Origin of the sequence: Intrasporangium sp., from assembly GCF_051961875.1 — a bacterium.
Taxonomy (GTDB): domain Bacteria; phylum Actinomycetota; class Actinomycetes; order Actinomycetales; family Dermatophilaceae; genus Intrasporangium_A.
Map to the genome: position 1 here is coordinate 1 of NZ_JBQCCV010000265.1, position 10,800 is coordinate 10,800.

The following is a 10,800-nucleotide window of genomic DNA, read 5'->3' on the forward strand; positions in this document are numbered from 1 at the left end:
AATAAAATAAATGAGATAAAGGATCGGGTTCGAATATTATTAACATCTCTTCTTTCCCGCCGCGCCTCCCCCCCCCCCCCCCCCCCCCCCCCCCCCCCCCCCCCACGTCCGGCACCAGAATCTGCGCGATGCTCGACCGCAGCCCTCGATCAGCCGACCTCGGCGAGGCCACGCAGCTCCAGCAGGCCGACATGGTGTCGCCAGAGGGCATCGACGTTGAACGACGGCCCGAGGTCGGGCAGGCCCGTCGGGGGCACGTCTGGCGGAGCCACACCGAGACGGGCCAGCTCCACACTCACCGTCAGCAGCTCGTCGAGCGCGAGGGCATGCGCCACGACGGTGGGGACGTCGCCAGCCGCGGTGACGATCCCGTGACCCCGTAGCAGACAGACCGCGGCCTCCCCCATCGTCGCGGCGAGCGCCTGTCCCGCCTCAACGCTGTGGATCAGGCCAGCGTCCGGATGGAGGGGTACGCCCGAGGCCGCGAGGCGGTACGCCGGGATGTCGAAGGCACCGAAGACCGGGCGGGTGGGCACGTCTGCCAGGCCCGCGAGCAGTGCCGAACGCGGGTGCGCGTGGAGCACGCCGTCGACATCGGGCCGGGCGCGCAGGATCTCCCGATGGATCGGGAACTCGTTCGGGAGCTCGTAGCCGTCACACACGACGCTCGTGGTCAACGAGACGAGCCGGATGTCCCCGGTCGTGGTGAAGAGCAGCCCTCGCTCGTGCGGCCCACGGCACCGGACCAGGACGTGGTCGTCGTCGACGCGCACCGAGACGTGTCCGAGCAGCGGGGTCGTCAGCCCGGTCGCACCGAGGATCCGGCAGGCCAGCGCGACGTCGCGACGCAGCTCCTCCATCAGAACTCGACCGTCCGATTCCGCGCAGCCGGCGGCCGGTTCATGCCGTGGAGGCGGCCCTGCTGGCCAGCCGCGGATAGACGCGGAGCGCGTTCTCGCCGAGCACCGCCCGCAGCGCGTCGTCGGACAAGCCGGCCCGGCGAACGTAGACGAGCGTGTCGTCCCACTCGATGCCGGTATCCGGATCGGCGCCGCGCACGGCCCCGAGCATCTCCGAGGCGAACAGCACGTTCTCGACGGGCACGACGTCCAGGAGGAGGTCGATGCCGGGCTGGTGGTAGACGGCCGTGTCGACGAAGACGTTGCGCCAGAGGTCGGAGGGGTCCTGCCAACCGTTGCGCATCGCCAGACCGCGGTAGCGGCCCCAGTGATAGGGCACGGCTCCCCCGCCGTGTGGGATGACGAGGCGCAGGCGCGGGAATCGCTTGAACAGGTCGGACTGCAGCAGCTGGACGAACACGCTCGTATCGGCATTCAGATAGTGCGCCCCGAGGGTGTGGAAGTTGGGGTTGCAGGCGGTGGAGACGTGGACCATGGCCGGGGCGTCGAGCGCCTCGAGGGCCTCGTAGACCGGGAACCAGGACTCGTCGGTCAGCGGCGGACCGGCCCAGGTTCCCGACGGATCCGGGTTGAGGTTCACGCCGACGAAGCCGAGCTCGCCGACCGCGCGGTGCAGCTCGGCGACCACGTTGGCGATGTTGCCGTCGGGCGTCTGGGGCAGTTGCGCGACCGGCGCGAACCGGTGGGGGTACAACTCACCGAGGCGGTGCACGAGGTCGTTGGAGGCGCGGGCCCAGTCGAGCGCAAGAGCCGGGTCGGACACGTGGTGCTCCATACCGGACGCCTTCGGCGAGAAGAGCATGAGTTCACCGCCGCGCTCGGTCAGGACCCGCAGCTGGTTGCGCTCGACACTGTCGCGGAGCTGTTCGTCGGAGATCTGTGCGAGCTCGGCGGCCTCACCGGCGAGCTGTGCGTCGCGGAAGTGCTGGAGGGCCGGCGGAGCGGTCGTGTAGTGACCGTGGACGTCGATGATCACGGAATCTGCTCCTCGACCTTGGACTCGTGCTGGACATAGCGGATGCCGGCCCGCTCCAGGAGAGGGCGCATCCCGTTCACGTCGAGGGCGATCTCGCCGGCGGCGTATCGCGCCCTCGACCGTGCCTCCTTCTCGTCGCGCTCCTTCGATGCCGCCAGCACCTGCCTGGCCCGGAGGCGCGGCACGACGACGACGCCATCCCGGTCCGCGACGATGACGTCGCCCGGCGACACGAGCTGCCCACCGATCGCGATCGGGACGTTGACGTCGCCGAGCACGCCCTTGGTCGTGCCCTCGGCCGAGATGCATGTCGACCAGACCGGGAAGCGCATGGCCTCGAGATCGGCGACGTCACGGACGCCGGACTCGATGACGAGCCCGCGCACTCCCCGGACCTGGAGCGAGGTCGCGAGTAGGTCGCCGACATAGCCCATCTCGCACGGCGACGTCGGAACGACGACGAGAACGTCGCCGTCGCCGCATTGCTCCACTGCCACGCCGATCGTCGTGTTGTCGCCTGGCGCGACGGTCACGGTGACCGCGCTGCCTGCGATCCGCCCGGACGACCAGACAGGCCGCAGCCGAGAGCCCAGCAGGCCGGTCCTGCCCTGGGCCTCGTGGATAGTCGCGACGCCGTATCCCGCGAACGCGTCAACGGCCTCCCTGTCCGCCCGTGGTGGGTTGGTGACGACGAGCCCACTCATCGCGCCACCGCTCCGCCCGGCTGCCCGATGAGCTCCGGCATCATCGAGACGTGGATCGCATCCTCCTCGGTCTCACCCGCGAGCACGCGGATGGCGTGGTCCACCTGGTCGATCCCGTACCGGTGCGTGGCCAGCTTCTCGAGCGGGTAGCGGTGCGACGCGAGCTGCGCGACCGCGAGCTCGCAGGCGTTGAAGGAGTGGCCACGGGCCGACTTGATGGTGATGGCCTTCTCGGTGACGAGCTTGACAGGGAAGTCGGGGAAGGCGGCGAGCTCGCCCTGGATGAGCAGGGTGCCCTCGCGCCGCTTGAGGACGTCGACCCCGAGCAGCACCGGAGCGGTGCCGGCTCGTGACGTGCAGTCAAGGACGAAGTCGACGCCTCGCCCGTTCGTGAGGTCCATGACCTTCTCTCGTGGGTCCTCGGTGAGGACGTCGACCACCGCGTCGGCGCCGAGCTCTTTCGCCAGGGCGAAACGGTGTTCGTCGCGAGTCGTCCCGGAGACGATGACCATCGCGGCTCCGGCGGTCTTCGCCGCGACAAGCTGAGCGAGCCCCTGCTGTCCGGGGCCTTGGATGAGCACCGTGTCGTTGTAGCCCACGCCAGCGGTGAGCAGGGCCCACTCGATGCCGTTGGACAGCGGCATCACGAGGCCGGCCTCCTCCGGTGTGATCGTGTCCGGGATCCGGTGGAGGACTGCGTTCCAGGGCAGGTACATGTACTCGGAGAAGCCGCCCCACAGGTTGCCCTCGAAGCTGCTGGAGGTGTAGCCGAAGCGGCGGGCGTCGGGGTTGGTCCGCCAGTCGGTGGCCTCGCAGTGCCGGTACTCCCCGATACGACACCACTCGCACCGGAAGCAGGCGACGTAGTGCTCGACGAAGACCCGGTCGCCCTCCTCCAGGCCGTGGCGCGCCTTGAACTTCTCCCCTGCGCGGGCGATGACGCCGACGTTCTCGTGGCCCATGATGACCTCCCCGCGTGTGGCGGGTGTCGTGGGCGGGTTCGAGTAGAGCTTGACGTCGGTGCCGCAGATGCCGGCGACCTCGATCTTGAGCAGCGCGGACTCCGCGTCGATCTGCGGGACATCGAGCTCGCGCATCTCTGTCGTCCCCGGTCCGGTCCGGACCGCCGCGAGCACCTTGTCGCCCATCGCTACTCCTCGAGAACATTGGCAGAATGGTCTAACCAACATATCATCGTCGCCTAGGGAAGGCCCATCGCCACCTCCCGCCTTCCCCTTGGGCGACACTGCTCTCGAAGGAGCCGCATGACCGAGCTGCTGACCCTCACCCGCGCCCAAGGCGCCAACCGCGCGCTGCTCGACGGCGAGATAGCCCCATCGGGCTTCTCGCTCTCCTTCGCGGACGAGCCGGTCCTGGTCAAGGGCTTCCGCAAGATGGTCCGGAGCCTGGCCTACGACGTCTCCGAGATGGCCCTCACGACCTACCTGACCGCGAAGGAGCACGGTGCCGCATTCACCGCGCTGCCCGTCTTCCTCGTGCGGGACCTGCACCACGGCGCGACCCAGGTGCTGGGCGGCAGCTGGGTGCAGCAGCCCACGCACCTGACGGGGGGCATGGTCGGCGTCAACCGCGGCTACACCGTGACGACCGGCGTCTGGGGACGGGCGGCGCTCGCGGAGGCCGGGCTCGACCTCGACACCGTCACCTGGGTGCGCTCCGGCGACGAGCACGTCGCCTCCTACACGCCTCCAGCCAACGTGACCTCGGCCCCGAAGGGCCGCTCGCTCGAGGACCTCCTGCTCGCCGGCGAGCTCGACGCCGTAGTGGGCGCCGGGATCGTGCACCCAGACGTCGTGCCGCTCATCCCCGACCCGGAGGAGGCCGGCATGGCGGTGGTGCGAGAGCGCGGATACCTGCCGATCAATCACCTCGTCGTTATCCGGAACGAGCTGCTGGCCGAGCACCCCGACGTGGCCGTCGCCGTCTTCAAGGCGTTCGCGGAGGCGAAGCGTCGTTATGTGGAGCAGCTACGCGCTGGCCTTGCGGATACGAAGCAGGACAGGCTGCTCGGCCGGGTCCTCGTCGAGACCGGCCACGACCCGCTCCCTTACGGCCTCGAGCCCAACCGGGCTGTGCTCGAGGCGCTGATGGAGACCGCGGTCGCGCAGCACATCCTCACGCGGCCCGTCGGGCTCGAGGACCTCTTCGCCACCTCGACGCTTGACCTCGTCGGCTGATGGTCCGGCTCGCTCTCGCCGCCGACCACAACGGGGTCGAGCTCAAGGCCCACCTGGCAGACCGGCTCCGTGCGGGCGGCCACGTCGTCGACGACCTCGGCGTCCACGGCACCGACGTCGTCGACTACCCGGCGCTCTGCGTCGCGGTCTGCGACCGGGTGATCACGGGGGCCGCCGAAGTCGGCGTGGTCGTCGGCGGGAGCGGCCAGGGGGAGGTCATCGCCTGCAACAAGATGGCCGGCATCCGGGCCGGGTTGGCGTACTCGCCCTTCGCGGTCGAGATCTCCCGCGGGCACAACGACGCCAACGTCATGGTCCTCGGCGCCAAGACGATCGGAGCGGCGGAGGCGGAGGTGCTGGTCGCCCTCTGGCTGGCGACACCGTTCAAGGGCGGCGTCCACGCCGAGCGGGTCGCGCAGCTCAGCCGACTCGACGCAGGTCGCTGATCCGGTCGTAGACGCGCGCCGCTCCGGTGGGCAGCTCGATGGTCACGACCTCCTCGTCGCTGACACCTTCGAGCCGTTGGACCAGCATCCGGAGCGCGTTGCTGTGCGACACGACGAGGACCGTGTGGCCCGCCTCCACCGCAGGCAGCAGCTCGTCCTCGATGTACGGGCCCTGACGGAGGCGGACGTCGGCGAGGCTCTCGCCTCGGCCGTCCTCATCGGTCGGGGGTCGCTCGTCGACCGGGCCGCGCCGCCATCGGGCGACCTGCTCGGCGCCGAAGCGCACCACCGCGTCCGAGCGCGTCATGCCCTGCAGCGCGCCGTAGTGCCGCTCGTTGAGCCGGGCGGTCTCGAGCACCGGCACGGACCGCGCGCGACACTCCGCGAGGATCAGCTGTGCGGTGCTCCGTGCGCGGACAAGCAGCGAGGAGTGCACGACCGTCGGCACGATGCCGCGGCCGTGGAGCCACCGTCCGATCGTGCGCGCCTCGCCCCGCCCGACCTCCGTCAGCGGGACGTCGACCCAGCCGGTGAACCGGTCGCTCGCGTTCCAGGTGCTCTCGCCGTGGCGGACGAGCACCAGCATCAGTGCCGGGCCAGGAAGTCCAAGAGGGTGGCGGCGCAGGCCTCCTTCGTCTGCTGCGCGACCGGGACGTCCCTGTACTCAGTGCTCGGTAGGCACTCCTGCAGGTATGGGGCGGCCGTTGGGGTGTGCGTGGTGTCCTGGCCAGGCACTATGAGAGCCGGGACGTCGAGAACCCGGAGGTCCTCCGGCTCGGGCCACGGGACGGTGTCGCGGTCGAAGAGCAGTCGTGCGGTCCCGCTCACGATGACCTCGTACCGCTCGGGGTCGGCTTCGGCGTACGCCCGGGCGAACTCGTCGTCGTGGCGCAGCGTGGCCGCCCACGGACCCACCCGCGGATCCTTGCTGAATCCGGCGTCGGTCGAGCGAGCGAGGTCGAGCACGGCACGGAGGCCATGCTCGGCGACGAAGGCCAGATGGGCGGCGAATCGCCGCTGCTGGGCGACGCGATAGGTCACCCCGCCAGCGGGCGAGAAGAGCACCATGGAGCGCACCCGGTGGGGCTGAGCGATGGCGAGCAGCGCGGCCGACGAACACCCCACGCAGCCACCCATGGCGTGAGCCGAGTCGACGCCGAGGTGGTCGAGCAGGGCGATGGCCTGGGCGACGTAGTTCGGCCAGGAGAGTCGTTCGAGCCTCCCTCCGGACTGCCCCGACTCTCGCCGGTCGTAGACGATGCACGTGTAATGAGGAGAGAGTGCGTCGATGAAGCCGAGCTGCTTGTAGCGGCCGAACGAGATCCAGTTGTCCAGACTGGCATCGAACCCACCGGGGCTGAACATCAGGAGCGCAGGACCCTGCCCGACCGTCTCGTAGCGGGTGCGGATGCCGTCGAGCTCGACGATGGGCATGGCGTCTACTCCTGGATCGGGACGGGGATACCGCCGCGGATCTGACGTCCGGAGCGGACGTCTGCGATGCACTCGGTCAGGGCATCGTGGGCGATCCGGGCGACGTTGGCGTAGGTGTCCGGCTCCTCGTCGAGCCAGCGCGACGAGTACCCGATGGCGGCGGTAGCCATCCGGATGCGGCCGTCGAGCCAGGGTCCGCCACCGAACCCACCGAGCACCGGGATCGAGACCGCGGCGACGACGGCTGGCCCGACGACCGGGCCGGAGTTGGTGAAGTTGAGAGCGACGGCACCCGCGGACTCGAGCCGCTTGGCCTCGGCGATCACCGCGTCGGTCATCTCGTCGGGCACCCGGACGGTCTCGGCCAACGAGTAGTCGACGCCGTACCGCAGCGCGGTCTGAGGGGTGATGCCGAACTGCGCGAACACCGGGACACCGGCGCGGGTGACCGCCTCGACCGCCTCGGGGAAGTCGGCGGCGCCGTCGAGCTTGACGAGGTCGACACCGGCCTCCTTGACCAGCCGGATGGCAGCAGGCACGGCATCGCCGGACTGCAGCGGGCCGTAGGGGAAGTCGCAGCTCACGAGGGCACCGCTCACTCCCCGCCGTACCGCCTTGGCCACCACGAGGAGCTCGTCGAAGGTGATCTGCAAGGGGTTCGGCTGGCCCCACAGGTTCGCCCCGACGGTGTCGCCCACCGAGATGATGTCCGCGCCGGCGCGATCGGCGATCCGGGCCATGTGGTAGTCCCACGCCACGATGCAGGCGATCTTGTCGCCCGCGTCCTTCATGGCCTTCAACTGCGGGATCGTCGTCATGCCCGGGTCGCCCTCAGTAGCTCGACCAGGTCGTCCGGCTCGGCCGGGACCAGGAGGATCCGTGCGTGTGGGCGCAACCGGACGAGCGCCTCGCTGGCCAGGGCCCCGGGCGTCATCGCGAGGCCCGCAGTCATGATGCCCCGCACGCGGCACGCTGCACCGATTGCCTCGACCGCGTCGGCATTCTCGCCCGAGGTCGAGACGAGCACGACGGTGTTGCTCTCCTCCAGGGCCTCGGCGAGCGGGACGTCGGCCCCCGTCATGCTGGTCAGCGTGTGACCCGGGTCGGTAGCGGAGTAGAACCTCGCCTGCCCCCACTCGAGCCCCGACGCCTCGCGGACGACCCGTGCGGCTTCCGCGTCGAGGGCCACGACACGGGTGTTGCGCGCCGCAGCGAGGGGGTAGTCGATGCGGAATGCCGCCTCCTTCGCCGTCGTGGCCTCGGAGCACGCGCTGACCCCGGCGGGGACGGACAGCAGTTGGTCGGTCATGGGATGCCTGCCTCAGACGGTGGTCTGGGGGACACCCGGCTTGGCGACCATCGCCTCGCCGATTCCCTCGACGAACGGCTGGTCCACCGGGAGCACGATGGCGACGGAGCGGACCATCTGGTCCTGGGCGCGGTTGCCCACCGGCTCGACGCCGTCCTGCAGGGCCAGGGCAGCCTTGCGGAGCTTCTGCCGGGCCTTGATGATGCCCGCGTCCGTCGCGACGAGGCGCTCCTTGGTCCGGTCGACGATCGGGCCCATCGACTCCTGCAGGGACGAGTCCTGGATGGCGATCCCCTCGATGCCGGAGTAGGTCTCGCCGCGGCGCTGCGCCTCGCGGTCCATGAGGTAGTCGTTGTCCTTGTTGGCGACCGGACGGTAGGACGCGTCGTTCTTGCTGTGGACGCCCTTGCCGGCGCGCATGGCGGCGACCTCGTCGTCGGTCAGCTGACGGGTCGGGTGGTAGTCGAAGCTGTAGGCCCAGCAGTGCTCGTCGTCGATCGGTACCCAGAAGTGACCATGCACCGGATGGTCACCCCGTGGGGGCACCATGGTGAAGTTCGGCAGCACCCAGGGGGTGACGCGCCAGTAGTAGTGGCCTTCCTCGGCGTTGCGGCGGGCGCCGATCAGCAGCCCGCCCTCGTAGTCGACGACCTCGAAGGACGGCTTGAGGTCGCCCCTGTTGTAGTCGTTGCCCCGCGAGCCCTTGAAGAGCGGATCGCTCTCGAGGTTGCCCGAGTGCAGGAAGGACACGTGGCTCGAGTCGATCCCGCCCTCGAGGGCCTGGAGCCAGTTGCACTCCTGCAGGCGCTTCGAGGTGAACACCTGCCCCTCCGCGACGGTGTAGGGCTCCCACACCGGGAGCTCTGGCCGCCGGTCCGGGTCGCCGAGGTAGGCCCACAGCACGTCGCCGCGCTTGACGAGGGGGTAGGACTTGAGCTTGACATTGGCGCAGAAGTTGCTGCTCTCCGGCTCGCTCGGCACCTCGATGGCCTGTCCGGTGTAGTCGTACTTCCACCCGTGGTAGGGGCAGCGCAGGCCACCCTGCTCGTTACGGCCGAACCACAGGGAAGCGCCACGGTGAGCGCAGAACTCGTCCATCAGCCCGTAGTTGCCGTCGGAGTCACGGAAGGCGATCAGTCGCTCCGAGAGGATCTTGACCCGCACCGGCGGGCAGTCGTTGCCCGGCAGCTCCTCCGCAAGGAGCGCCGGCTGCCAGTAGCGCCGGAACAGCTCACCCATCGGCGTCCCCGGGCCGGTCTGGGTCAGGAGGTCGTTGATCTCGGTGCGGAGCATGGAGTTCCTTCCAGAACTGGGTCTAAGGCTTGGCTAACAGACCATCAATGGGAGTTGCGGCAGTAGAGCGGACGGTGGTGGCGCCATGAGTGGCCGCGCCAGTCCATCGGCGGCCAGGCAATGGTCGTCAGGGCTGGGTCGGGGGGACATCGACGGTCAGCCCGTCGAGGTCGTCGGTGAGCTGGATCTGGCAGCCGAGCCGGCTGCAGTCGCGCCGGTCGGATACGCCGAGATCGAGCAGGTCCTCCTCGAGGTCTCCCGGGCCGCCCACCGCTTCGGTGAACTCCTCCCGAACCCAGACGTGACAGGTGGCGCACGAGGCGTTCCCCCCGCATTCGCCGATGATGCCGGGCACGCCGTTGCGCAACGCGGCGCTCATGACGCTCTCCCCCGCGAAGGCATCGACGATGTGCATCTCGCCCTCGTTGCCCACGTAGACGACCTTCGGCACGCGTCCACTTCCCTTCGTTGACTAATGGCCTAACCATTATGCCTGAGAAAGAGTGTGCGTCAACAGCCCCAGGAACCAGCGGTCCGCAGGTCGCTCGGGCCGTGAGGAGCGCGGCCCTCCGGAGGGCAGAACGGCGCCCCGTTAGTCCGTGGATGAGATCCGGCGCAGGATCGGGACGGCCTTCATCAGCACGTCCCTTTCGGTGGGGCCCAGAGCCTGCAGCTGCCTGGCCAGCCACTCGTCGCGGCGTCGACGATCGGCCCGCAGGGTCGTCCGTCCACGCTCGGTGAGGCTCACCACGACCTGCCTGCCGTCGGTGCTGCTCGGAGCACGAGTGATGTAGCCGTGGCGCTCCAAGCCATTGAGGGTGCGAGTCATGCTGGGCGGCCGCACCCCTTCCCGCGAGGCGAGTTCCCCCACCCTCAGGTCGCCCTCACGCGCCAGGGCTCCCAGAACGGCCATCGCGTTCATCGTCAGCGGATTCCCGGGGTCCCGCTCGCTGACGAGGCGTCGACGTAGGCGCACGACGGAGGCCCCGAGGTCGGACGCGAGGCTGCTCTCGGTGCTGGAAGCCTGCGGCGGGGGCGCCATGGCGGAGACCCTACCTACTCGCCACCGGCCATCCACCCTTCGCGTCGCTCCAGCCGTGAGGCGGCGGCCATGTGCCGAGCCTTCGGGTTGGGTGAGCGTTTCCGCAAAGGACCCTGACAGCCAGCCGACGGATCTGTCATGCTCGCCGCACCCGGATCGAGAGCACCCGCGGGGAAGGACCGACCCCAATGCAGTGGAAACGATCGACGCGGCTGTGCGCGTTGGCCATTGCCCTTGGCCCCAGCGCCGGCGTGGGACCCCTCGCCGTGAACGCCGCTGGGACCGGCAGCGGCGACGGCGACATCCCAGCAGGCAAGCGGGCCGCCATGGCGGCGATCCAGACGATCGATCCCAGCACGATCAGCAACCGATCCGGTCCGACATACTCACACCCCAGGCGCCCGACGTGGGCGACCCGGCGCAGGTGGCTGCGGTGAAGGCAGCCGCGGTGGCGCTCTTCGGCGACTTCTACGAGGTC

The 10,800-nt window shown here is 69.6% G+C and carries 14 protein-coding genes; 2 read left to right on the forward strand and 12 right to left on the reverse strand.

Translation table 11 applies throughout. From position 1 onward, the window contains the following. Nucleotides 1-149: 149 nt before the first annotated feature. The 4 genes from ACTHJJ_RS16295 to ACTHJJ_RS16310 are packed head-to-tail and all read right to left on the reverse strand — an operon-like array spanning nucleotide 150 to nucleotide 3,748. Complete coding sequence (locus tag ACTHJJ_RS16295) at nucleotides 150-860, reverse strand: class II aldolase/adducin family protein (protein ID WP_440303994.1); 711 nt, start codon at nucleotides 858-860, stop codon at nucleotides 150-152. Between the two features lie 40 nt (nucleotides 861-900). Then, on the reverse strand, nucleotides 901-1,896 hold the full coding sequence (locus tag ACTHJJ_RS16300; protein WP_440303995.1) for an amidohydrolase family protein: 996 nt from the start codon (nucleotides 1,894-1,896) through the stop codon (nucleotides 901-903). Beyond that, nucleotides 1,893-2,600 (reverse strand): 4-carboxy-4-hydroxy-2-oxoadipate aldolase/oxaloacetate decarboxylase, encoded by a 708-nt coding sequence (locus ACTHJJ_RS16305; protein ID WP_440303996.1) that lies wholly within the window; start codon nucleotides 2,598-2,600, stop codon nucleotides 1,893-1,895. Before ACTHJJ_RS16305 ends, ACTHJJ_RS16300 begins: the two co-directional genes overlap by 4 nt. Further along, nucleotides 2,597-3,748: a zinc-dependent alcohol dehydrogenase gene (locus ACTHJJ_RS16310; protein WP_440303997.1), complete on the reverse strand. Its 1,152-nt coding sequence runs from the start codon at nucleotides 3,746-3,748 to the stop codon at nucleotides 2,597-2,599. The genes ACTHJJ_RS16305 and ACTHJJ_RS16310 overlap by 4 nt, the downstream gene beginning before the upstream one ends. Nucleotides 3,749-3,865: 117 nt before the next feature. Between ACTHJJ_RS16310 and ACTHJJ_RS16315 the strand changes: the two genes are divergently transcribed. Beyond that, complete coding sequence (locus tag ACTHJJ_RS16315) at nucleotides 3,866-4,798, forward strand: hypothetical protein (protein ID WP_440303998.1); 933 nt, start codon at nucleotides 3,866-3,868, stop codon at nucleotides 4,796-4,798. Next, a complete protein-coding gene (locus tag ACTHJJ_RS16320) occupies nucleotides 4,798-5,244 on the forward strand; it encodes an RpiB/LacA/LacB family sugar-phosphate isomerase (protein ID WP_440303999.1) in 447 nt (148 codons plus the stop codon). Before ACTHJJ_RS16315 ends, ACTHJJ_RS16320 begins: the two co-directional genes overlap by 1 nt. Here ACTHJJ_RS16320 and ACTHJJ_RS16325 read toward each other — a convergent pair. From ACTHJJ_RS16325 to ACTHJJ_RS16360, 8 genes are all read right to left on the reverse strand, one after another. Then, nucleotides 5,219-5,830, reverse strand: coding sequence for a 2,3-bisphosphoglycerate-dependent phosphoglycerate mutase (locus ACTHJJ_RS16325; RefSeq protein ID WP_440304000.1), 612 nt, complete (start codon nucleotides 5,828-5,830; stop codon nucleotides 5,219-5,221). The two genes, ACTHJJ_RS16320 and ACTHJJ_RS16325, sit on opposite strands and share 26 nt — an antisense overlap. Continuing rightward, nucleotides 5,830-6,678, reverse strand: a complete 849-nt coding sequence (locus ACTHJJ_RS16330; RefSeq protein WP_440304001.1) for an alpha/beta fold hydrolase — start codon at nucleotides 6,676-6,678, stop codon at nucleotides 5,830-5,832. The genes ACTHJJ_RS16325 and ACTHJJ_RS16330 overlap by 1 nt, the downstream gene beginning before the upstream one ends. Before the next feature lie 5 nt (nucleotides 6,679-6,683). After that, nucleotides 6,684-7,496, reverse strand: coding sequence for a 3-methyl-2-oxobutanoate hydroxymethyltransferase (locus ACTHJJ_RS16335; RefSeq protein WP_440304002.1), 813 nt, complete (start codon nucleotides 7,494-7,496; stop codon nucleotides 6,684-6,686). Continuing rightward, nucleotides 7,493-7,987, reverse strand: coding sequence for a hypothetical protein (locus ACTHJJ_RS16340; protein WP_440304003.1), 495 nt, complete (start codon nucleotides 7,985-7,987; stop codon nucleotides 7,493-7,495). The genes ACTHJJ_RS16335 and ACTHJJ_RS16340 overlap by 4 nt, the downstream gene beginning before the upstream one ends. Nucleotides 7,988-7,999: 12 nt before the next feature. After that, on the reverse strand, nucleotides 8,000-9,280 hold the full coding sequence (locus ACTHJJ_RS16345; protein ID WP_440304004.1) for an aromatic ring-hydroxylating dioxygenase subunit alpha: 1,281 nt from the start codon (nucleotides 9,278-9,280) through the stop codon (nucleotides 8,000-8,002). A 127-nt stretch (nucleotides 9,281-9,407) separates the two neighbouring features. Beyond that, the gene (locus ACTHJJ_RS16350) at nucleotides 9,408-9,731 is read right to left on the reverse strand and encodes a 2Fe-2S iron-sulfur cluster-binding protein (RefSeq protein ID WP_440304005.1); all 324 of its coding nucleotides are present in this window, start codon (nucleotides 9,729-9,731) and stop codon (nucleotides 9,408-9,410) included. A 141-nt stretch (nucleotides 9,732-9,872) separates the two neighbouring features. Next, nucleotides 9,873-10,322 carry a MarR family winged helix-turn-helix transcriptional regulator gene (locus tag ACTHJJ_RS16355; protein ID WP_440304006.1) on the reverse strand — a complete coding sequence of 150 codons (450 nt, stop codon included), beginning with the start codon at nucleotides 10,320-10,322 and terminating at the stop codon, nucleotides 9,873-9,875. 136 nt (nucleotides 10,323-10,458) lie between these two features. Then, on the reverse strand, nucleotides 10,459-10,800 hold a 342-nt coding region (locus ACTHJJ_RS16360; protein WP_440304007.1), incomplete at its 5' end, for a hypothetical protein.